Genomic DNA, 23936 nt, shown 5'->3' with positions numbered 1-23936 from the left:
ACAGGCACTCAAAACGAGAAACTTAAAAAACGAGTCTGTATAACATAAACCAAACAAATCACCAAATAAAAAAGCAGAACCCCAAGATCCTGCTTGTTTAAATAAATGCTTCAGGTCAACTGCGCTAATAGCTCAAGCTATCATTACTGCATTTTCTGCTAAGCTAAGTTCATTGCATTCCAAACTTTAATCGCATCGCTCATCGCTTTGACATCATGGGCACGTACCATAGACGCACCTTGTTGAATACTCATTAAATGTCCTGCTACAGAACCCACAGCTCGTTGCCTTGCATCAGCCCCACCTAAAGCTTCACCTATAAAGCGTTTTCGTGACAATGCGGACAAAATAGGATAACCCAGTTGGTTCAGTTGATGAAATTCTTTTAAAAGTTTAAGGTTCTGCTTTGCGTTTTTAGCAAAGCCAAAACCGGGATCAATCATAATATTTTCTGGCCGCACCCCTGCTTTTAAGGCATCGTCCACACGCTGGGAAAGCTCCGTTATTACATCTTGAGTGACATCATCATAGTGATCTAAGCCATTCATGGTGGTCGGCTCACCACGCATATGCATAATAATTACAGGAATATTCAGCTCAGCAGCAGTCTCTAATGCCTTCGGGCGTGTCAAAGCTCTGACATCGTTCCAAATGTGCGCACCAGCGGCAACAGCGGCTCGAATCACCTCAGGTTGAGAAGTATCAATCGAAATAACCACATCAAGTTCAGCCAAGGCTTCCACCACTGGAACAACACGACGAATTTCTTCCTCGACCTCAACCACAGATGCACCTGGACGTGTGGACTCGCCCCCTACATCAATCACCGTTGCTCCATCTGCAATCATTTGCTTCGCATGTGCAATCGCCTGCACTTTACCATTATGTTCTCCACCATCACTAAACGAATCTGGCGTCACATTCAGAATACCCATCACCTGCGGTACCGACAAATCGAGTGATAGCTCACCACAATGTAGGATTTTCTTTGGTAAAGCCATCAATTGCATCTAATTTACTCCAGTTCAACTGGGATTATCTTAACGCGTGTAGCACAGCTGTGTGCTTATTTTTCTTTAAAACATAAAAAAATATGCACAATAAAAAACCACCCGAAGGTGGTCCTTTATTTCAAGATTTAAATCTTAAGTTGCTGATGGTAACGGTGGTGGTGTGCTTGGACCATCTGTTGGTGTTACATCAATCACAGGATTTTCTGCAACATACACTTTCGGTGGTTGTGGCTCACGGCCTTCCATAATGTCACGAATTTGCTCGCGATCAATCGTTTCCCATTCCATCAAGGCTTTCACCATCGCATGCGCGATATCTTTGTTATTTTCCAAGATGTCACGTGCAACACGGTATTGCTCATCAATGATACGGCGGACTTCAGCATCAACCTGCTGTTGAGTTGCTTCAGAAATGGTACGGCTACCAATACTACCCATGAATGATTGCTGAGAATCATCTTCATACACCATTACACCAAGTTTGTCAGACATACCGTACTTAGTGACCATCGCACGTGCCATTTTAGTTGCACGTTCAAAGTCGTTTGAAGCACCTGTCGACATTTGGTTGATAAAGATTTCTTCGGCAATACGACCACCAAACAAAATTGAAAGTTCATTCAACATTTTGTCTTTATAGTGGCTGGTTTGATCATGTTCAGGCAACTGCCATGTTACACCCAACGCCCAACCACGTGGCATAATGGTCACTTTATGCACAGGATCTGTGCCCGGTAGAATTTCAGCTACAATCGCATGACCCGCTTCATGGTACGCTGTTGCACGACGTTCTTCTTCACGAATCACCATCGACTTACGTTCAGGACCCATATACAACTTGTCTTTTGCATCTTCAAAATCATGCATATCGACAGTATTCTTGTTACGACGTGCAGCAAAAAGTGCAGCTTCGTTCACAAGGTTTGCCAATTGCGCACCTGAGAAGCCCGGTGTACCACGTGCCAGTACTTGTACATCGACACCAGTCACTGAAGGCAATTTCTTCATGTGAACATTTAAGATTTGCTCACGACCTTTAATGTCTGGTAGACCGACCATAACTTGACGGTCAAAACGACCTGGACGAAGTAAAGCTTTATCTAGTACGTCTGCACGGTTTGTTGCAGCAATGACGATAATCCCTTCATTGCCTTCAAAGCCATCCATTTCAACCAACATTTGGTTCAAGGTTTGCTCACGCTCATCGTGACCACCACCTGTACCTGAACCACGGTGACGACCCACAGCATCAATCTCATCAATAAAGATGATACAAGGCGCATGGCGCTTCGCTTGTTCAAACATGTCACGGACACGAGACGCACCCACACCCACGAACATTTCAACAAAGTCAGAACCTGAAATACTAAAGAATGGCACTTTCGCTTCGCCTGCAATTGCTTTTGCAAGTAAAGTTTTACCTGTACCCGGTGGACCCACCATCAATACGCCCTTAGGAATTGTTGCACCTAAACGTTTAAATTTTGATGGATCTTTTAAGAAATCAACAATTTCAACAACTTCTTGTTTTGCTTCGTCACAACCAGCCACATCGGTAAATGTGACTTTAATTTGGTCTTCTGCCAACATTTTAGCTTTTGACTTACCAAAACTCATTGGACCGTTTTTACCACCAGCTCCGCCACCCATGTTGCGCATAAAGAACATGAATAACAAAATGATTAAAAGTACTGGGAAGCTTGCGATCAAAAGTTGCATCAATAAACCTTGGCGTTGTGGTGCTGTACCTTCAACGACAACGTTATTTTTAATCAGATTAGGCATAAGCTCTGGGTCTTGAACCGCAGGACGAATACTTTCAAACTCTGAACCATTTGATTTTTGGCCATGAATTCGTTCGCCATCAATTGTCACTTGCTTAATTTGACCAGCATTCACCGCAGCAACAAACTCTGAATAATTCATTGCTGTCGGCTTTTCATTGCTACTGACGTTACTGAAAATAAGGATCAGTACACCCAGTATCACTAGCCACAATATGGCATTCTTGAAGAGATCGCTCAAAGCTTTATTCCCATATCAATCTAATTTGATCATGCCCTAGCGGGTGACCTTAAAGTTTCTGCTGAAGATCAGCTTCGCAAAATATAAAAAGGTACAAAATGCACAATTTTTAACGACTTGGCAAGTAAACTTTATTTGAAAGCCTTCTTACGGCCTTGTCCGACTAAGAATACTTCCTTCGATCGGGCACGTGATGCAGCAGGTTTTGCTGTTTTTAACACATCAAAGTTATCGACTACTTGCTTACGGAATTCGTCAAAGCCTGTACCTTGGAATACCTTTACAACAAATTGACCATTTGGACCGAGCACTTTCGTTGCAAAATCGATAGCTAGCTCACATAGGTAAATTTGGCGCGGTTGATCAACAGCCTTATTACCTGATGTATTGGGGGCCATATCTGAAATTACAACGTCTACTTTACGTCCATCTAAAATATTTAACAATTTATCGAATACTTCTTGTTCGCGAAAGTCACCTTGTAAGAAGGTCACATCTGGCAGAGCATCCATTTCCAAAATATCTGATGCAACCACCAATCCTTTATCACCGACCAATCTCCCTGCAATTTGAGACCAACTTCCAGGTGCTGCACCCAAATCAACCACGGTCATGCCCGGACGAATAATGTTATATTTTTCTTGAATTTCAAGTAACTTATAAGCTGCACGCGCACGATAACCTTCCTTTTGCGCTTTTTTCACAAAATGGTCATCGAGATGCTCTCTCATCCACGCACGGCTACTTTTGGATAACTTTTGGTTGGTAATGCGTGTTGCCATATCTCTCTAAAACATTAAAATTTCTTAAACTTAATTGTACGTTAAATTCTCTAGGCTTGCAGTATACATCTGTATCCAAATCTTGGGTTTTAGATGTTTTTTTCTATTATCTAAATCGATTATTTCCACAGAATATAAAGCGTTTAATTGCGCAGTTTGTTATACTAAGCCGTTTTTAAAATTAGGTTATCTTTATGGCGACTTTATCCATTCAGGAACGCAAGCGTTTGCGTCAAATCGGACATGCTTTAAACCCTGTAGTTATGCTCGGCGGTTCAGGTCTGACTGAAAATGTCGTTGAAGAAATTTTACGCGCTTTAAATGACCACGAATTGATTAAAGTCAAAATCGCGGGCGAAGACCGTGAAGAACGTGCTGCAATCATTGCAGAAATTGCATCTACTACGGGTGCAGAAGTAGTACAAACGATTGGTAAAATTGCATTACTTTACAAAAAAGCGGCGAAACAAAATGCCAAATTGTCTAACTTAGTTCGTTTCGCACACGCAGCAAAATAGTTGTAATTTTTTTATGGCAAGTTACGAACTCAGTGCATTTGATCGTCGTTTTCAAGCAATTTCGCTTGTCGGTGCGATCGAACAACAAAGCCCGTATACCCTCAATATCGGCTTTTGGCTACGCGACCCTAATGTGTACATGCACTGGCCCGAAGTCGTGAATTCAAATCCTCGTCAAGACTTTTTATGGGAAAACACCTGTTTTGAAGTCTTTATCGGGGTAAAAGGCGAAGACTACTATCGCGAGATTAATCTCTCCCCTTCTCAAGCTTGGCAAGCCTATCAGTTTGAGGAATATCGTTATCCTGAAGATATGCCGCCACAGGTCGCTTACGATATTGAACTCAATCAATTGAAGCGCACCCACTATGGTTTAAATGTCAGTATTGATCTGACTGAGTTTATGTTGCAACACAAACTGAAATGGGCTGACCTATATCTAGGCTTATCTGCAGTGTTGAATACCTCACAAGGTGAACAGTTCTATGCCATGCAGCATAGCGGTCAACAAGCCGACTTTCACAACAAACGTGATTGGCTACATCAGTTCTAAGCTATACACAAACTAAGCATATAAAAAAGTGAGGCATTGACCTCACTTTTTTATGGATATATTTCAATTCAAGTCAGCACAAAGACCATTATTTACTTGAAACTTTATTCCAAGCCTCAAGCGTATGTTCTTTAGAGCGCTTAAAGGTTTCTGTTAACTGATCTTTATGCTTCACCGAAATTTCACTGACATCACCTTTTAGCTCTTTGCCCAATTTAGTTAAATCATCTAAAACTGCAGTAAACTCAGTTTTTACAAACTCTTTTAGTTCTGAGATATCTTTTTGAGAATTTGCCAACTGCCCTTTAATGGTTTCTAAACGCTGCAACAAATCTTGTTTAAACTGACGCAATTGTTCTTGCACACTGGCATTCAACTGCTTTGCTTCTGCCTCAAGCTTTTCTTTACTCTCAACTACAGCTTCAGTGACTTGCTCTGATGCTTCTTTTGCCACTTGCTCTAGCTTTTCAGTGCTTTCCGCAACGACTTCTTTCAGCGCAGGCTTTGGTTTAGCTACTCTTTTTGGTTCAGCTTTTGGTTCAGTCATGATTTTATTCCTGTTGTTATATAGACAGTGACAGCTTAGCGTGATTTGATAAAATTTAGATTTTGATTTGTCAGACAATTATTTGTTGTTACATTTTCCTCACAAAACTTTAAAAACAGCTTTCGCCTCAAAATACAAGTCTTTTATATTATTTATTCCTTGTTATTGGCATGGACTTTAATAGTGCGGTTGCGTATAATGCCGTGTTAAGTTCAAGCGAGCAGACATAGGGAGGGTAGGTTTTTAGATAGCCTTCCTTTTTTTCGTCTACTCGCTTTTTTACAGCCTAAATTTCAGGAGCTTTGGTTTGAGCACCCCAGCAATTTTAGCCCTTGCCGATGGTACGATCTTTAAAGGAACGTCTATTGGTGCATCGGGTAGTACGACTGGTGAAGTCGTTTTCAACACTGCCATGACTGGCTATCAAGAAATTTTGACTGACCCAAGTTATGCACAACAACTTGTGACTCTAACTTACCCACACATCGGTAACACAGGTTGTAATGATGAAGACGCTGAGTCAGGTCGAATTCATAAAGTATGGGCCAATGGATTGATCATTCGTGACCTACCTTTATTGCATAGCAACTTCCGATCAACGCAATCTTTAGGCGAATACTTAAAAGAACATAATGTCGTTGCGATTGCAGATATTGATACGCGCAAATTGACTCGTATTCTACGTGACAAAGGCGCACAAAATGGTTGCATCCTTGCTGGTGAAAATATTACTGAAGAACAAGCTTTAGAAAAAGCTCGTGCCTTTGGTGGTTTAAATGGTTTAGACCTAGCGAAAGAATGCTGTGACCCAACAGGCTTCGAATGGACCGAAGGTTCTTGGGTTTTAGGCAAAGGCTTTACACAACCTGAACTTAAATTCCATGTTGTTGCATACGACTACGGTGTCAAAACCAACATCTTACGTATGCTTGCTGACCGCGGTTGTAAACTCACTGTGGTGCCTGCACAAACTCCTGCTGCTGACGTACTTGCGTTGAATCCAGATGGCGTGTTCTTATCGAACGGCCCTGGCGATCCAGCTGCATGTGACTACGCAATTGAAGCTGTAAAAACAATTGTAGAAGACGCTCGCAACTTACCTGTCTTTGGTATTTGCTTAGGTCACCAAATTCTTGCACTTGCTTCTGGCGCTAAAACGGTGAAAATGCCGCATGGTCACCACGGTGCTAACCATCCAGTACAAAACATCGAAGATGGTACGGTGATGATTACTTCTCAAAACCATGGCTTCGCAGTGGATGCAGAAACACTTCCTGCAAACTTAAAAGCTACGCACAAGTCTTTGTTCGATCAAACTCTTCAAGGGATTCATCGTACAGACAAGCCAGCGTTCAGCTTCCAAGGTCACCCTGAAGCAAGCCCTGGTCCGCATGACTGCGCACCATTGTTCGATCATTTCATCGAACTTATCGAAGCATCTAAGAAGTAATTAAGGAAGCGATCATGGCTAAACGTACAGACATTAAAAGCATCTTAATTATTGGTGCAGGTCCGATTGTCATCGGACAGGCATGTGAGTTTGACTACTCAGGTGCGCAAGCGTGTAAAGCCCTTCGTGAAGAAGGTTACCGTGTTATTTTGGTGAACTCTAACCCAGCGACCATTATGACTGACCCTACAATGGCAGACGCAACGTATATCGAGCCAATCACTTGGCAAACCGTTGCTCAAATCATTGAGAAAGAACGCCCAGATGCGGTTCTTCCAACTATGGGTGGTCAAACAGCATTAAACTGTGCGCTTGCACTGGATGCCAACGGTATTTTAGAAAAATACAATGTTGAATTGATTGGCGCGACCAAAGAAGCGATTGAAAAAGCTGAAGACCGTAAACTGTTTGATGAAGCAATGCGTAAAATTGGTCTTGAATGTCCAAAAGCTGCGATTGCTGAAAACATGGAAGAAGCTTTAGAGATTCAAGCGCGCTTCGGCTTCCCTGTGATTATCCGTCCGTCATTCACGATGGGTGGTTCAGGCGGTGGTATCGCATATAACCGTGAAGAATTCCTTGAAATCTGTGAACGCGGTTTCGACCTTTCACCAACTAAACAATTATTGATTGATGAATCTTTAATTGGTTGGAAAGAATACGAGATGGAAGTTGTTCGTGACAAAAACGACAACTGTATCATCGTTTGTTCAATTGAAAACTTTGACCCAATGGGCGTGCATACAGGTGACTCAATCACTGTTGCACCTGCGCAAACATTGACAGATAAAGAATATCAATTGATGCGTAATGCGTCTTTAGCAGTTCTTCGTGAAATTGGTGTGGAAACGGGTGGTTCTAACGTTCAGTTCGGTATTTGCCCGAATACTGGCCGTATGGTGATCATCGAGATGAACCCACGTGTATCACGTTCATCTGCTCTTGCATCAAAAGCAACAGGTTTCCCGATTGCAAAAATCGCTGCGAAGCTGGCTGTTGGTTATACCCTTGATGAATTGAAAAATGACATCACAGGTGGTACTACTCCTGCGTCATTCGAACCTGCAATTGACTACGTGGTAACTAAAGTTCCACGTTTCAACTTTGAAAAATTCCCGCAAGCAGACGCGACTTTAACGACACAGATGAAATCTGTGGGTGAAGTCATGGCAATTGGTCGTAACTTCCAAGAGTCTGTAAACAAAGCACTTCGTGGTCTTGAAGTGGGTGTTTCTGGTTTTGACGAAAAAATCGAAGTGGGTGCTGAAGGCGCACGCGAAAAGATTCTTCAAGAGCTTAAAGTTCCGGGTCCTGAGCGTATTTGGTATGTAGCTGATGCTTTCCGTCACGGTTTTAGCTTAGACGATGTTTTTGAAGCAACCAAAATTGACCGTTGGTTCTTAATCCAAATCGAAGACATCATCAAAACTGAAAATGAAATCAAAACCCTAGGTTTTGGTGATTTGAATGCGAATAACATTCGTTCGTTCAAACGTAAAGGTTTATCTGACCTTCGCATCGCGAACTTGATGGGTATTTCACAAAAACAATTCCGTAAGCACCGTTGGAACTTGGGCGTGACTCCAGTTTACAAACGTGTGGATACTTGTGCAGCAGAGTTTGAATCTGACACTGCATACATGTATTCAACTTATGATGACGAGTGTGAATCAAACCCATCTGACAAAGATAAGATCATGGTGATCGGTGGTGGTCCTAACCGTATTGGTCAAGGTATCGAATTCGATTACTGCTGTGTACACGCAGCGCTTGCAATGCGTGAAGATGGCTACGAGACCATCATGGTGAACTGTAACCCTGAAACAGTTTCAACGGATTACGACACATCTGATCGTTTGTACTTCGAACCAATCACTTTGGAGGATGTACTTGAAATCGTACGTACTGAAAAGCCAAAAGGCATTATCGTTCAGTATGGTGGTCAGACTCCGCTTAAATTGGCTCGTGCTTTGGAAGAAGCGGGTGCGCCAATTATTGGTACATCACCAGATGCGATTGACCGTGCAGAAGACCGTGAACGTTTCCAACAAATGATTCAACGTCTTCAACTTCGTCAACCAAACAACAGCATCGTAAAATCTGCTGAAGAAGGTATGGCTGAAGCATCGAAAGTAGGCTACCCACTTGTGGTACGTCCTTCTTATGTACTCGGTGGTCGTGCGATGGAAATCGTATACAACGACGAAGAGCTTAAACGCTACTTACGTGATGCAGTTCAAGCATCAAATGAAGCGCCTGTTCTTCTTGACCGTTTCTTAGATGATGCGATCGAAGTTGACGTAGACTGTGTATCTGACGGTAAAGACGTTGTGATTGGCGGTATTATGCAGCACATTGAACAAGCAGGGATTCACTCAGGTGACTCAGCATGTTCGATTCCTCCGTACTCGCTCTCAGTTGAAATCCAAGACGAAATGCGTCGTCAAACTGTTGCGATGGCGAAAGAGCTTGGCGTGGTTGGTTTGATGAACGTACAGTTTGCTGTGAAAGGCGAAGACGTTTACATCCTAGAAGTGAACCCACGTGCGTCGCGTACTGTGCCATTCGTTTCTAAATGTATCGGTGAGTCTTTAGCGAAAGTGGCTGCACGTTGTATGGCGGGTCAGTCTTTAGAATCTCAAGGATTCACAAAAGAAATCATCCCAACTCACTTCTCTGTAAAAGAAGCAGTGTTCCCATTCAACAAATTCCCGGGTGTTGACCCTATTCTTGGCCCTGAGATGAAATCTACAGGCGAAGTCATGGGTGTAGGTAAAACATTTGGTGAAGCCTTCTACAAAGCTGTGTTAGGCTCGAATGAACGCGTACCAGGTCTTCCTACAGAAGGCGAAGTGAAGCATGCATTTATCTCTGTACGTGACTCAGACAAGCCTCGTGCTGTTGGTATTGCGAAAAAATTAGTAGACTTTGGTTTCAAAGTACTTGCAACTGGCGGTACTTACGAGTTTATTAAAGCTGCTGGTATTGAGTGTGAACGTGTAAATAAAGTCACTGAAGGTCGTCCTAATATCGTGGACCGCTTGAAAAATGGCGAAGTTCACCTCATTATCAATACAACTGAAGGCAAACAAGCTCAACAAGATTCGTTCTCGATTCGTCGTTCAGCGCTTCAAGCGAAAGTGTATAACACAACGACCTTGAACGGTGCTGATGCTGTATGCCAAGCTTTTGCGATTCAATTGCCAATGGATGTATACCGTTTGCAAGATTTACAAACTGTAGGTTAATTCGTTTACCGAGAAGTCCCGTCACCTCTCGGTGGCGGGCTTTTTTCATTTATAAACCTATATTTTTTACACTCACAGACTTGAGGGACAACAATGCAACGTTATCCTATGACTCCCCAAGGCAAGTTAGCCTTAGAGAAAGAATTACATCAATTAAAAAGTATTGAACGTCCACGTATTATTGCGGCAATTGCTGAAGCACGTGAGCACGGGGATTTAAAAGAAAATGCGGAATACCATGCTGCCCGTGAGCAACAAGGTTTCTGTGAAGGTCGTGTTCAAGACATCGAAGGCAAATTGGGTGCAGCTCAAGTGATTGATGTCAAAGAACTTGAACAAAACGGTCGTGTAGTTTTTGGGGTGACAGTCACTATCGAAAACTTAGATACCGAAGAACAAAAGACCTATATGATCGTGGGTGATGACGAAGCTGATTTTAAAATCAATAAAATTTCAGTGAACTCTCCTATCGCACGTGGCCTTTTGGGCAAAAGCGAAGGCGACGAAGTAAAAATTCAAACACCTCAAGGTGAAGTTGAATACGAAATTGTAAAAGTTGCATATATCTAAGTTTCTTTGATATTTACGGCTGTAAGAACCCCTCAATTGAGGGGTTTTTTGTTTTTATATTTTCCCAAAATACCTCTCCTTTACCCTCTTATTATGGCAAGGGAAATTTCATTACAAAAATGCGATGGGTTTAAGATATACAAACCTGCCTACCAAAACCCAAAATTTAATTCGCCATGGATACTCCTTCCATCTAAAGAATACGGTTAGGATGAGGTACATCAAACAAGAGAGTGTTAGATTTAAGGCATTCATTCCCCTCTCTTTTTCAAAGCAAGACTTTTATTTGTTATAATTCCCTACACCCTGCAATGTTATCATTCTATGTCTGAACCTTTGATCAATTCTCCTGTCAAACACTGGTGTGAGTTTGAGTTCATCTCTAAAACGGTGAAGAATCCAAATATTCACATTAAAGGGAATTATTCTTACTACTCAGCTTATTGGGATCAGGGTTTTGAACGTTGTGTCGTGCGTTATTTACATGATAAGCCTTCAACCATAGATAAACCGATTGATCAGCTCTATATCGGTAACTTCGTTTGTTTTGGTGCAGAATGCGTCATTATGATGGGCGGTAACCAACTGCATCGTACTGACTGGATTTCAGCTTTTCCCTTTGATACGCGTAGTTTTGTTCCCGCAGGTAATACCATCATTGGGGATGGCTGTTGGATTGGCTCTCGTGCCATGATTATGCAAGGTGTGAAGTTAGGTGAAGGTGCTGTAGTAGCAACAGGTGCTGTCGTGACCAAAGATGTTCCACCCTATGCTGTTGTGGGTGGAGTACCTGCCAAGATTATTAAATATCGCTTTCCCGAAGCAGACATCGAAAAACTGCTTGCACTGAAGCTCTATGACCTAGATGAAAAGCAGTTTTTAAAAATGCGTGAGCAGTTACAGACAGATGATGTTCAAAAATTAGTTAATTACTTTAAAAACAAAAGTTAGATACCTCTCTTAATATAATTTTCCCAATCTAATGCAAAATTATTCGAATGAGTAAAGTCTGAAATAGAAAAATTTTCTAAACCCTGTCTCAAGTAATGTTCTTTTGTAGTTTTATCTTGTGATTTATCTGAATCATGATAAGCAGTAATGACTATGTTTAATAAAGAATTACTAATTTGAAGCTCTCTTTGCATAATAATTTTATACCATTCACTACTCGTTATTTCATCATAATTACCTCCCCATGTTGAAATACCGTGTTTTCGTCCAAAATGATATACATCACCTCTTAAATCTTTTATTAATTCTTGAAAAATCTCTTTTATAAAAGGTTTAAAATTATTTGCTGTAATAGAGCCAAATATAAAGGTTATTAAAATTAAATTCTTCTCATTGCTTTCTGTTCTTAATAAAGCATACTGATTAATTCTTTTTATTAACTCTCGACTATTCATTTTTACATGAAGCTGTAAATAAAGTGCCCAATAATATATTTCACTAAGTTCTTCTAAAGTGTTTAGTTCACCTATCTTAAACAATTGATCTTTTATGATAAGTTCAAAGTTTTCACTATCTTTAGCATGTTTTAATTCAATCGTAAAATCGACAAACTTTGTTAAGTATTCCTCACCAAGACTTTCATCATAACCATAATTATGACAAATCACTTTTGAAAATTGAGTTTTATCCATTACCAAAACAAAAACAATTTTAGGAATATCAAAAAAATGTTTAATTCGCTCAATCAAACGAATTGCAAAATCAGGACGACAACGATCAAGCTCATCAATGATAAAAACTAAAGGCTTATCTAAACTTTCAGCTAGCTTCGCTAGTGTTTCTTTGAAAGCATTTAAGGACTGTTTTTCTTCTTCATAATCATCAATTTTCTTTTGAATTGCTTCAGTAACTTTTTCACCAATATTATCAGTTACCTGATCGACAATATCCTCATATTTATCTTTTATGGAATCATTATCAAGCTTTAAAAAAGGAATGATTCCGCCAGTTAAAGCAAAGCTAATCATTGAAGCAATAATTGTTGGTGCTTGGGTCAACAAACCTTGTTGTAAAACAGCTGCTGCCTTTTTAAATTTATGAACAAGTCTTTTATCAGCTGTTTGGTTAAGTTTAGAAGCAATTTCAGAAGAAATTACTAAAAATGGATCATCTAAATAATCATTTGCAAATGCATCCAAATAAATCACATTATGATTTTCATCTTCTAAATGTTTTTGCCAATGTCTTACAAACCACGTTTTTCCTTCACCCCAACGGGCATCTAAAGCGAGTACAGCCCCACACTGCAAACGATCAACATAATTCGTCAGTTGAATACCCAAACGCTTACGATCCCAAAGATCGTCCTCCCAAGCAGTTTCAATATTATCTAAATTTGTCCGTTGCCAATTCAGTTGATTCGTATCTGTCATTGTATTTATAAAATAGTAAGTTATTCATAAATATATGCTATTTTTTAGACAGAGCCTATGTTTCCTAAACGCTACATTTACATTCAACTTTAGTGTTAAATTGATTATTATTCACGCGCTTTTATGCTAATTTAGAAGTGAAAAATTAGCATTTCATATACAAATATCCGTATGAAATTACTAGGTTTTATTCTTTAAAAAATACAGCTAATATCAAGGTATGGGCTGTATTTGAACAGTGATACATTAGAACAGCAGTTTGTACATAATCAGAGTGGATAATAAGGAGAAACAACAATGGCTTACCAAAACATTTTAGTCCCAGTAGACGGTTCAGAAACTTCATATGCAGCAGTTGCGCAAGCGGCTGAACTTGCAAAAGCATTTGGCGGTAAAATTACAGTCGTTCAGGTGCTTGCACTTGACCCTTATATTGCGGCTGAATATATTTCTGCAACTCAAACCAATGACTTAATTGAACGTGCGCGTACTTCAGTTTTGAAAACATTAGAGGAAGCAGCAGCTAAATTTAGTGATCTCGATATTCCTGTTGAAGCAAAACTACTTGAAGGTCAGGTGATTCACCGTGAAATTATCAGAGAAGCGGAAACATCTAAGGCAGATTTGATTGTGATCGGCTCTCATGGTCGTACAGGTTTAAAGCGTTTATTCCTAGGTAGCGTTGCGCAAAGTGTTTTAGGTGAAGCGCACATTCCTGTTTTAGTTGTTCGTCAGTAATATATCAAATGCTCTACTTCCACGGAGGTAGAGCATGTCTATTTTAAATATTCCATTGAAACTCTTTCATTTTCACTTTATCCCCAATCACTAAAATCCCCTCTGCCATAAGTAACTGTGCTTGAATATTCTGTCCCTGATCATTGAGTTTACTTAGGCTAATTTTCCCTTGTGAGTTGATGACCCGATACCAAGGCAAACTACTGTCTGCATCCATATGTTTCAGCACATAGCCCACCAAACGTGCATGTTTTGGGATGCCTGCTAAGCGTGCAATTTGTCCATAACTCGCTACACGACCATACGGAATTTGAGCAATCACTTGAAAAATCATGGGTGCCAATTCTTTAACTATCGCCTCCGCCATGCAGACCTATCCTTTTTTGACGACTAAAAATAACTCACCATAAAGTCACGAATAACAATTTTCTAAAAATTCGTGTGCAACTATAATTATTTTAGAAAAAGTTGCATTTTTCTACATAATTTTACACTACGCTACATACAAAATAATTTGATTTTTCTTTGGGGTATTTTAATGGGACATCCGTTCTACTATGGAAAGCTGAGCATACTTAGCTCTACATTACTCAGTATCAGTTCATCCATATTTGCACTTGATACAAGTGTTCCCCCTGATAATGAATCGACCCCAAAAGTTTTACCCACACTCTCTTTTAAAGCGGATGAAGAGCCACAAAAGCAAAAAGATGATGATATTAGTGCTGTAGCCAAAACAGTCATTACCCGAGATGAAATGCTGCAATATGGCGATCAATCGGTCATGGATGCTTTACGCCGCTCTGCAGGCTTTCAGCTTCCAACACCTGGGCAAGATCCTCGCGGTGGTGGTGGTGCTTCTGGAATGCGTTTTCGCGGCGGTGCTGGTCCCACATTTCTAATTAATGGTGAGCCAGTACAAGGGGGGCCTCGTGGTGGGATGTCTATTATTGATACCCTTACCCCTGAAATGATTGAACGCATTGAAGTGGTTAAGCAACCAAGTGTTGCCCAAGCTTCCGTTGCATCATCAGCCGTGATCAATATTATTCTAAAAGAACCTCTGAATAATCGCTTAAGTGGTTCAGTCAAAGTCGGTTATGGCAAGTATGAAAGCTCTGAAAAACAATCTAAGAGTGAGCAGAAAATCAGTGTCCAAGCCGATGGCCGTGACAATGCTTGGTCATATAGTGTTGCTGCAAATCAAATGTGGGTTGATAATACGTCGCTTACTAAAACTGAAACTGCAACTGAAACGCGAGAACAATTACGTACTCTTAACCGTACCATGCAGATGTTTATGCCACGTTTGGAATATGAGCTTGATGATCAACAAAAATTGATTGCTGAATTATCCTATCGCAACATGAAAATAGAAGGTTCTTCTACCAATCAAACTCAAGATGATAAGAATGATAGCATTCGTTTAAACACACGTTATGAGCGTAAAGACAAAGATCTCAGCGATAAAATCAAATTATCTGTTGAACGCCAAACCGAAACTCAACTCACACGTTCGCCTCAAAATACGATTTATACCGATGAAACCATTCATGAATATGGTTTAGCTTATGATGGTATGCGTAAATTAGATCCAGATCGTCAAATTAAATTTGGTGCTGATCTACGTCATAATAATCTAGATAGCAATGTCAGTGAAAGTTTAGATGAACAGCGCTATGCTCTATATGCAGAAGGAAGTTGGCGTTTTACAGATCGTCAAACTGTGACTTTGGGTGCGCGTCAAGAATGGTTAAATCGTTCAGGTTTAGTCGATTATCAAGATCAACATTTGAGTCCTGTACTGGCTTACCGTTTTGACCTGACCGAACAATGGTCGATCCAAACCAACTTAAGCCAAGCGTTTAACAACCCTAAAACAGAGCGTTTGGTCTCTCATGTAACAGTCTCTACAGATAGTGATGCGGGTTCATTAAACAACCCCGATCGCGGTGGCAATCCAAACTTAAAACCAGAAAAAATCCGTGCTGCCGAATCAACATTGGCTTATGACTCTACGAGTGGTGGAGTTAGCTTAACGGCGTATCACCGTAAAATTAAAGACTATATCGAGAAAGTGATTGCACTTGAAGGCGCTCGCTATGTTGAACGTCCACAAAACCAAAATGAAGCAACAACGTATGGAGTTGAGCTTTCTGGGCGTTATGCGTTGAAACAAACAGATGCAGGTCATTCATTTATGCTGAATGGGCAAGTATCAACCATCCGTGCCAAAGTCGAAGATGAGCAACACAATCAACGTTTAGTGAGTGATGTTGCACCCTACAATGCAAGCGCAGGTTTATCTTATAACTTTAAGCCATGGCAACTTTCTACCAGTATCAATGTGAGCTATACACCTGAATTCACTCGTGGTTTAGATGGTCAACCTTATGATCGAACCACCAATGAACGTTTTGGTGTAGATCTAAGTGCAACTAAACGCTTTACTGATGGTTGGGCAGCAAGTTTGAATCTGAACAATGTATTAAGCACGGATTATAAAGAACGATTGACCAATCAGTCTGACGGCAGTTTATATCAAGCAAGAACCAACCAAGGCATGCCTAGTTTCCAATTCTCTCTAGAGAAGAAGTTCTAAATTTCTCTGCTAGGTTTATTCTTGATCAACACAAGCCAGCTATTCTTATAGCTGGCTTTTTAGATTTCAAGCTAGGTATTAAAAATCGAATTATGAAAACTCCCAATATTGGGAATGCTATGATCTGCGTTCTACTTTCATCAATGCTTAGAGGATAATATGAGAGCCGAACTAAAAGCCAAAATCGTACAGGTCTGCGATGAAAAAATTGCAAAAAAAAGGCAGTAACGTCGGACTTTCTTTTTATGCTTTCTTTGCCAATAAAAATGATGATCCTGAATGCTTAATGGAAGCTGCCCATTGGTGGATCATCGAACATCGACTGAATCATTTTGAGAAAGCTGACAAGATTAAAGCACTAGTCTTAGCCCAATCAGCTTAATCGAAAGGCTTAGTAAACATCGCGTTGATAACGCTGTTGCTGCTTAAGCTGTTCTACGTGTTCATGCCCTAAAATCTTTTTGAGGACTTGATCCACACCACTCGCCATGCCTTGCAAACTACCACAGACATATATCGCTGCACCTTGTGCAATCCATGTCTGTAATTGAACCGATTGTGTTCTTAGACAATCTTGCACATAGACTTTTTCAGCCTGATCACGTGAAAAAGCATAATCCACCTGATCCAGAAAACCATGCTGCTGCCAGTACCGAATCTCTGTTTGATATAAATGATCAAACTGCTGCTGTCTTTCACCAAAAATGAGCCAATTCTTTTTATATCCCCAATGCTCACGTTGGCGTAAATGTGCAACTAGACCTGCGATTCCCGTACCATTGCCAATTAAAATCAGTGGCCGCTCATCATGAGCTAAGTGGAAACTTGGATTATGACGAATATTGGCTTGCAGTGATTGATCTTGCTCCAACCCCGCCGTCAACCAACCTGAACCTAGTCCTAAGCCTGATTCAGTCTGCTGCTGCCTCACCACCAATTCAATTAAACCATTTTCAGGCAAACTCGCAATCGAATATTCACGCTGAGCTAGAGATTCAAATTGTGTAATCCATTCTGCAAATGGAAGCGAGGCTCTAGGTGGTAATTTTCTTAAATTTAAGCGGCGTAGTTGAGGAATGAAATCCACTGCATCTTTTTGCTGTTGTGCTACTAAAAAGTCGTGAATATCAGCCGTATTATTTTCACATTGAATTTCTAAAATATCACCTGACGACCAAACCAAATCTTGTTCGGCAATCAACTGAATTTTATAAATTGCGTCCCCGATACTGCCTTTATTCAGGCATTGACGATGAGCAAACTTTAATTCTATACGCTCTTTTTCAATAGATAGCGCTGAAAACTGAGTGGTGGTTAATTGCTCCAAACCCAGCAACCATTGTTCTAAATCACGACTATTGAGTTGATCCACAAGAACCGTCGGAAATAAAGTCTGTGCTTGCTGCTTCAACAACCATTGTTCCAATGTTTGTCCAAACTGACAAAAATTCGCATAGCGTTTATCGCCCAATGCAAGCACTGCGAAGGATAAATGCGATAAATCTAAAGATTGAGACAATATTTTATGGACAAATGACTGGGCAGCATCAGGTGCATCACCTTCTCCATAAGTACTCACCACCCATAGAATTCGTTGATGTTGGGTTAAATCAGCAATGCTCAATTCTTGAATATTACGAATTGTAGTGTGATGATCAATTAAACGTAATTGCTCAGTCGTATGCTTTGCCCAAGATTCAGCATGTCCCGATTGACTGGCATACACCACTAAATAAGCAGGGTGATCTTGATTCGCTTTTTGCTTAGCATGACGTTGTTGCCATAACAACCAAACGATTATAAAAAGATGTAGGCTCAATAATATTGCCAATATCACAATAATCGTCAGTACAGCTTGAGTCATCCTTTCACCTTAAATAGCAGACCAAATGAGCAAAATAATTGCCGATAAACTACATGCTGTTAAAAGCAGATGCGTCACTAAACGGGTTTTGATGGTCAGGAACAGAATATAGCCTGCCAACGATAATAAAATAATGATGATTGCACTGATATCAATTAACCAATGCCAAGCTGTTCCAACGTTTTTCCCACGATGCAGATCATTCAATAGTGAAACAGTAGTGGCTGGTTTCTGCGTCATCTCAACATCACCATTGTCGAGCAATACCCATAGGTCTGTTGAACCTGCTGGGCTTTCGAGACGAATCATCACTTCACCATCCATCACTTCGCTACTTTTATAACGACCAATCAAAGGTTGTTTTGTACGAACATATTCAACAATACTTTGACTTGGGTTCTCTTGTTTTTGCAGAGACTCAACCAGTGTTGGCGGCAAAGTGAATGTGGTGGTCTGCTCTTCATTCTTTGATTTAAACCAATCAGGGTTATTGAGAAATAGACCTGTGGCAGCAAAGAAGATCAAAACGATAAAGGCAAAGGCAGAAAGCCAACCATGCACATAACGTGCATGGCGGTAAAAATCACGGCGTTGATACAAGGGACTAGCCTCATAGATGGAGTGATGCTAAAGCTTAAGCACCACGTTGGAAATTCAATTTAACTGTACCAATTTCTGCTTGAGCAGGAAGCGTTTGTGTCGCTGATTTTGGTGTAACATTCAACTCAATGGTTTGATAAGAGTGATCACCATGTTCACGCGAGGTTTCAATATGAATGATATATTTACCCGCTTTCACCATTTTACCCACTTCGTCTTTACCATCCCACGCCAACTTATATTGTCCTGGTTGACGTGAAGGTTTTGCAACTGCATCTAGGTTTGGCATTTGACGACCATATCGACGCCACCAAACATAGTTAGAGTTAATCCACTTCTCATCTTTACCCCAAACCGCTAGAGTGCGCACAATCTTTTTATCACTGTCCGTGACCCAAACTGAAACATAAGGCGCACGATAGTTATCGACAGCAATCTTTGGAATATTCACTTCTAACTGAGCTTGATAGCCCTTTGGCCAAGCGGTTGCTGCACCATTCGCCGCAACATGACGCATTAGAGCAGGTTGATTGGCATCTAATAATGATGACCAGCCTGAACTTTGATAACGTGTACCATCTGTTGCAACAAGCTGAGCCTCATAACCGACGAGTTGTTCAATCAGTTGCATCCCCTCATGTGCAGGCATTGCAGTTAATGCCGTTGCCAATGCATCTGAATCAGCAGCACATTGTCCAACGACAACACATTGTTCAACGTTCTGAATCGGTTGCCCTGTGTGTGGGTTTAACAAATGTGATTGATCTGCGAATCCACGGTAGCCTTGACCACTAAAAGCCACAGCTTGATCTTTAAGGTTGAGTACTTGAGTTGGCGCGACATTATCAAAATGCTCATTCGGGTCTTGTATACCGACTTTCCAGCCTGCTTGTTGAGGTGATTGCCCCCAAACACGCATATCACCACCAATATCAATCAGAATCCCTTGTAAATGTGGCACAGCTTGTTTTGCCGCCAACATAGCACGGTCAATCACATAACCTTTGGCATAAGCATCAGGTACGATTTTAACTGCTGATGGTGTTTTAATCTGCTTGGTTACAGGATTCAGTTCAATACTCTGAGTTTGTAACTGACGCAATAATGATTCTTGAGTATTGTCATCCAAACGTTGAACTTGATTGCTTTGTTCCCATAGCTGGGTCAATTGCCCCAAACGTGCATCAAAGCCGCCACACGTTGCACTGCGCCATTGTTCACAAGCTGCGACAACATCATAAAGCTCAGATGAAGCCGAAATTTGGTGTTCACGATTTAATTGGCTAATTTCACTATCATCACGCCAAACCGAGAGAACTTGATCAAGTCGAGCAATTTCTGTCTGAATCGCTTGTAATGCCTTTTCTGCATCTTGTTGCTGAGATGTCGTAACCACAACATCTAAAGAAGTGCCTAGCACATGATCTTGATGAAAACGATAACTTGATGCTTGAGCTGACTCGGATAACTGTTGTATTGCATTTTCACTGAGACTTTGCTCATTGGCTTGAGTCGCCGTGATTGGTGACATGAATACAGCCAACGCTGCCATCAACGGTGATAAACGGAAGATTATCTGTACTGGGCGGAAAAGTTGTTGAGTTGATGACATACTAGGGGTTCCATGCTCCAAGACTTACTTCAAATTTAGTGCTGTATAAATTTTAAAGTAATGTTCTTAACTCTATCTTAATGCTCATCTGGTGTTTAGCGATATCACAGTTTAAATGCTGACCATATTTTTAGTAAAATCAATAAGATCAATCAAAATTTAGACGCTACACAAACAAGGGAAATAACTTTTAATTGATCATCTATTTTTTCAGATGGCTGATTAAAAATTTATCGAAATAATATTGAAATTGATACTCGTTATCAAGTAAATTGTCACAAATATTTGCCATTTTTGCTTATTTATCTTTATAAGGAAGTCTCATGCGTCAGTTCATTACGATTGCATTACTGTCTGCGCTACCAACATTAAGTTTTGCTCATACCGCTAGCCCTTTTTTATTGCCAGAAGTATTTGATAGTAAATCTGATAGTGTAAGTTTCCAAAGTAGTATCACTGTAGAAAAATTCTTTGTTCCAAGCCGTAACTTCAAAACCAGTTATCAAGTTACAAATCCCAATGGTAAAACTGAATCAATCAACGCCGCAGCAGAACTGAAAAAATTTAATATCGCTGAGTTCAATTTAAACGATGACGGCACCTATCGGATCCGTACAAAAGAGGCGACGGGGAACCCAACCAAATACGCTTTAATTGATGGGCATTGGCTACGTGTACGCCCACCACGTCCTGCAAATGCAGCACCAATGCAACAACCGCCAGCAAATGCTGAACAAAAAGCCCCTCAACAAGCCCCTGCAAATCAGCCGCCTCGTTTTGTTGCGGAAGACCAAGTTCCTGCAAATGCAAAAACCGTACAAACAACCAATATCTATATTGCTGAAAGTTTTGTGACCAAAGGCAAACCAAGCCCAATCCCGAATGTTGAAAACAAAGGTTTTGAGTTTAAGTTTTTAACTCATCCTAATGAGCTATTTACAGGCGAATCATTAAAAGCACAAGTTTTGATGAATGGTAAAGCCGTTCCTAACTTAGAGGTTGATGTATTTAAAGGTGCAAGTAGTTACCAACCAAATGCAAAACGCGACCAACCACCTGTAAAAACCAATGCTAAAGGTGAAGTAGAGGTTAAATTTAATGAAGCTGGTATTTATTTAATTACGACAGCCTATCCAGAAGCAAGCCCAGACAGTACCAAACAACCTGCCGCTCAAACCTACACCTATAGCGTGACTGTAGAAGTAACAGAATAACTCGATTTGGCACTTACACCCCTGTAAGTGCCACTTTATTCGATTGTGTCATTTAGTTCGTTTCACATACCATCTTTTTATTCTCTTACTCATCCTTATATTTACGGCTCACCATCCACAATACGAGCAGATTAATAGCGTTCTTGCATAAGTCGTTTTTTGAGCTGTATTGAAATCATAATGAACGTTCTCTCTCCTTTTTAAAGGGCAAGGTTAGAGATAGTATTTATATGAAGAATATCCCTTCATCCTCACCTTATCACCAAGAGAGAAGTGACTTTCGACACTTATTTTGTTGCCAGTGAATAATCATTTTTTGACTTTTGTAAGAGCTCTAATACAGTCAAATAACCATTACATGCAGACTGCATCTAATCCATTTCTTTCCCAAATCAAAAGTAATCAAACAAAAAAGCATTTTCATTGAAATTTAATATTCTCTGAAAATGCCTGATATAAATGAAACTCAATACGTTTCATCATCTATTAAATGTATAAAAGAACATCTATGTCTCAATTATGGTATTAGTACAGCCAAATAACTAAAAATTATCAGGACTTTCCAAACGTTTCACTTCTTGGACTCGCTCAGGATTATGCACTGCTGCAATACCATCATCGGCTTTAATATCAATCAAGGCCTCTGGCTGATAAACGATAATAGTTTCATTGCCTTGCGTATCTTCACCTATGATGTATTTAAACCCTTTACGGTTCATTCTATTGCATAATCGTTGATACCAGCCCTTAAAACCAGTCTTTTCCTCATTCGGATTGTAGTAAAAAGCATTCATAACTGCTGGTAATCCCAAACCACAAACAACCCCTGAGAGCAACACTGCGATAAAGGTATAGCCGATCAGGATACTGCTGTATTCGCTCAACTCGGGTACGTTGGCAACAGCTAAGATCAGCGCTAGAGAAATTCCCCCACGTACCCCACCCCATGACAGAATAGCCAAACTACCGTTATAGCTTTTCTTACGGAAAGATGGGAAAAAAGCAAAAGATAAATAGTTGGCTGCAAAACGTGAAGCATGCAGAATAATAAAAGCGACGATGCCACCAAAGATCAAACTAAAACTGAGATCTAAAATAAACAGTTCCAAACCAATTAAGGTAAATAAGAACGAGTTGATAATCCCTTCAACCGTATGCCAAAAATGGTTTACTTCACGTATTTCACGTTCTTGTAAAATTTCTTTCCACTTGTTCCCTACGATCAAACCACCTATAACGCATGCAATCGGTGCTGAGGCATGCGCAAACAATGCAACCAAATACGAACCACAAGCCAAGAGTGCTGTGGTTAAAATGAGGGATTCCATTTCGTGCTTACCACGCAGTAAACGTAGAATTCCTAAACCAAATGCCCAACCAATAATAACAGCGACAAAGATTTCATAGAGTAAGGTCTGTAATACACCTATAACAGTAAAGTTTTCACCTTGTAAGACATTTAATAAAGTCATAAACAAGGCAATACACATCGCATCATTAAACAGTGATTCGCCTTCGAGCTTGACCATTAAATGATGCGGTGCACGTATAGAACTGAGCACGCCTTTGATCCCAATCGGATCCGTTGCACCCAATGCGGCACCCAACAGTAAAAGTACCAATAAATCGACATGCTGCCCAATCAGGAACTGATAACCATAGAGCGCCACCCCAAAGAACACGGCACACAATACCAGTGCAATACTGGCTAAAATACTGATCGGTTTCCAATGACTACGTAAATCTGAAACTTTGAACTTCAATGCGGATGAGGTCAAAATGAAACAGATCACACCATTGATTAGAAAGTCATAAAAATCAATGTGCCGTACAGCATCTTCAATGTTATGAATATTGATGGTTATAAACTGATTGCCACTTAGCAGACTTGCACCCCACTGCAAAATAAAGACAAAAATAGCAGAAACAATCGGCACGCCGATGGCTTGGGGAAAACCTAAAATACGTTTATTAAAAATAGTGGTTGCAATAGATAATGCAAAAATAACGGTAAAAACTTGTAGAAAAAAATAATTTCCCATTGAACTTCCAAATTGGGCGGTGGGGCTGATTACGACTTTAAATCCTTATTTAGACCATAAATAATGATGCCATAAACATGCTTCGTCAAAATATTCTAATCATTTTTACATCCAAAGCCCGAAAAAAATAATTTTTTTAACATTTCTTTTGATGATGAATTAACATAGTGCCGA

General features: G+C 40.3%; 19 protein-coding genes and 1 pseudogene. 10 read left to right on the top strand and 10 right to left on the bottom strand.

From position 1 onward, the window contains the following. Positions 1–158: 158 nt before the first annotated feature. The 3 genes from folP to rlmE form a co-directional block, all read right to left on the bottom strand. Positions 159–1010 carry a dihydropteroate synthase gene (gene folP / locus ACZ8ZH_RS04300; RefSeq protein WP_119063136.1) on the bottom strand — a complete coding sequence of 284 codons (852 nt, stop codon included), beginning with the start codon at positions 1008–1010 and terminating at the stop codon, positions 159–161. A 135-nt stretch (positions 1011–1145) separates the two neighbouring features. After that, entirely contained in the window at positions 1146–3038 is a 1893-nt protein-coding gene (ftsH, locus tag ACZ8ZH_RS04295) for an ATP-dependent zinc metalloprotease FtsH (RefSeq protein ID WP_086208049.1), read from the bottom strand. Positions 3039–3169: 131 nt separating this feature from the next. Further along, positions 3170–3820, bottom strand: coding sequence for a 23S rRNA (uridine(2552)-2'-O)-methyltransferase RlmE (gene rlmE, locus ACZ8ZH_RS04290; RefSeq protein WP_086208050.1), 651 nt, complete (start codon positions 3818–3820; stop codon positions 3170–3172). A gap of 194 nt (positions 3821–4014) precedes the next feature. Here rlmE and yhbY point away from each other — a divergent pair, with 194 nt between their 5' ends. Beyond that, positions 4015–4338, top strand: a complete 324-nt coding sequence (gene yhbY / locus ACZ8ZH_RS04285; protein WP_086208051.1) for a ribosome assembly RNA-binding protein YhbY — start codon at positions 4015–4017, stop codon at positions 4336–4338. 13 nt (positions 4339–4351) lie between these two features. After that, positions 4352–4891, top strand: coding sequence for a DOMON-like domain-containing protein (locus ACZ8ZH_RS04280; RefSeq protein WP_086208052.1), 540 nt, complete (start codon positions 4352–4354; stop codon positions 4889–4891). A gap of 88 nt (positions 4892–4979) precedes the next feature. Here ACZ8ZH_RS04280 and ACZ8ZH_RS04275 read toward each other — a convergent pair whose 3' ends face one another. Further along, on the bottom strand, positions 4980–5438 hold the full coding sequence (locus tag ACZ8ZH_RS04275) for a hypothetical protein (RefSeq protein ID WP_119063137.1): 459 nt from the start codon (positions 5436–5438) through the stop codon (positions 4980–4982). 307 nt (positions 5439–5745) lie between these two features. Between ACZ8ZH_RS04275 and carA the strand changes: the two genes are divergently transcribed. From carA to ACZ8ZH_RS04255, 4 genes are all read left to right on the top strand, one after another. Next, positions 5746–6888, top strand: coding sequence for a glutamine-hydrolyzing carbamoyl-phosphate synthase small subunit (carA, locus tag ACZ8ZH_RS04270; protein ID WP_087526323.1), 1143 nt, complete (start codon positions 5746–5748; stop codon positions 6886–6888). Between the two features lie 14 nt (positions 6889–6902). Further along, on the top strand, positions 6903–10136 hold the full coding sequence (gene carB, locus ACZ8ZH_RS04265) for a carbamoyl-phosphate synthase large subunit (protein WP_110974346.1): 3234 nt from the start codon (positions 6903–6905) through the stop codon (positions 10134–10136). Between the two features lie 93 nt (positions 10137–10229). Then, on the top strand, positions 10230–10706 hold the full coding sequence (gene greA, locus ACZ8ZH_RS04260; protein WP_004695598.1) for a transcription elongation factor GreA: 477 nt from the start codon (positions 10230–10232) through the stop codon (positions 10704–10706). Between the two features lie 324 nt (positions 10707–11030). Further along, positions 11031–11657 carry a CatB-related O-acetyltransferase gene (locus tag ACZ8ZH_RS04255; protein WP_119063138.1) on the top strand — a complete coding sequence of 209 codons (627 nt, stop codon included), beginning with the start codon at positions 11031–11033 and terminating at the stop codon, positions 11655–11657. Here the strand turns inward: ACZ8ZH_RS04255 and ACZ8ZH_RS04250 are convergent. After that, positions 11654–13090: a KAP family P-loop NTPase fold protein gene (locus ACZ8ZH_RS04250; RefSeq protein ID WP_119063139.1), complete on the bottom strand. Its 1437-nt coding sequence runs from the start codon at positions 13088–13090 to the stop codon at positions 11654–11656. The genes ACZ8ZH_RS04255 and ACZ8ZH_RS04250 overlap by 4 nt on opposite strands. Before the next feature lie 297 nt (positions 13091–13387). Here ACZ8ZH_RS04250 and ACZ8ZH_RS04245 point away from each other — a divergent pair, with 297 nt between their 5' ends. Then, positions 13388–13828, top strand: a complete 441-nt coding sequence (locus ACZ8ZH_RS04245; RefSeq protein ID WP_086208058.1) for a universal stress protein — start codon at positions 13388–13390, stop codon at positions 13826–13828. A gap of 43 nt (positions 13829–13871) precedes the next feature. Here ACZ8ZH_RS04245 and ACZ8ZH_RS04240 read toward each other — a convergent pair whose 3' ends face one another. Next, positions 13872–14195 (bottom strand): MGMT family protein, encoded by a 324-nt coding sequence (locus ACZ8ZH_RS04240; RefSeq protein WP_119063140.1) that lies wholly within the window; start codon positions 14193–14195, stop codon positions 13872–13874. A 171-nt stretch (positions 14196–14366) separates the two neighbouring features. Between ACZ8ZH_RS04240 and ACZ8ZH_RS04235 the strand changes: the two genes are divergently transcribed. Next, complete coding sequence (locus tag ACZ8ZH_RS04235) at positions 14367–16430, top strand: TonB-dependent receptor plug domain-containing protein (protein ID WP_119063141.1); 2064 nt, start codon at positions 14367–14369, stop codon at positions 16428–16430. 159 nt (positions 16431–16589) lie between these two features. Then, positions 16590–16812 (top strand): annotated as a pseudogene (locus tag ACZ8ZH_RS04230) (DUF6500 family protein). Between the two features lie 9 nt (positions 16813–16821). Here the strand turns inward: ACZ8ZH_RS04230 and ACZ8ZH_RS04225 are convergent. From ACZ8ZH_RS04225 to ACZ8ZH_RS04215, 3 genes are read right to left on the bottom strand one after another with little or no spacing between them, the layout of a single operon-like run. After that, on the bottom strand, positions 16822–18294 hold the full coding sequence (locus ACZ8ZH_RS04225) for a sulfite reductase subunit alpha (RefSeq protein ID WP_119063142.1): 1473 nt from the start codon (positions 18292–18294) through the stop codon (positions 16822–16824). A 9-nt stretch (positions 18295–18303) separates the two neighbouring features. Beyond that, entirely contained in the window at positions 18304–18894 is a 591-nt protein-coding gene (locus ACZ8ZH_RS04220; RefSeq protein WP_086208063.1) for a PepSY-associated TM helix domain-containing protein, read from the bottom strand. A 34-nt stretch (positions 18895–18928) separates the two neighbouring features. Beyond that, positions 18929–20506 carry a DUF2271 domain-containing protein gene (locus ACZ8ZH_RS04215; protein ID WP_119063143.1) on the bottom strand — a complete coding sequence of 526 codons (1578 nt, stop codon included), beginning with the start codon at positions 20504–20506 and terminating at the stop codon, positions 18929–18931. A 323-nt stretch (positions 20507–20829) separates the two neighbouring features. Here ACZ8ZH_RS04215 and ACZ8ZH_RS04210 point away from each other — a divergent pair, with 323 nt between their 5' ends. Continuing rightward, positions 20830–21720 (top strand): DUF4198 domain-containing protein, encoded by an 891-nt coding sequence (locus tag ACZ8ZH_RS04210; RefSeq protein ID WP_119063144.1) that lies wholly within the window; start codon positions 20830–20832, stop codon positions 21718–21720. Between the two features lie 542 nt (positions 21721–22262). Here the strand turns inward: ACZ8ZH_RS04210 and ACZ8ZH_RS04205 are convergent. Continuing rightward, a complete protein-coding gene (locus ACZ8ZH_RS04205) occupies positions 22263–23762 on the bottom strand; it encodes a cation:proton antiporter (RefSeq protein ID WP_086208066.1) in 1500 nt (499 codons plus the stop codon). Between the last annotated feature and the right edge of the window lie 174 nt (positions 23763–23936).

The organism is Acinetobacter sp. SW-226 (assembly GCF_055632855.1).
This window is presented reverse-complemented; position numbering and strand designations above follow the sequence as displayed.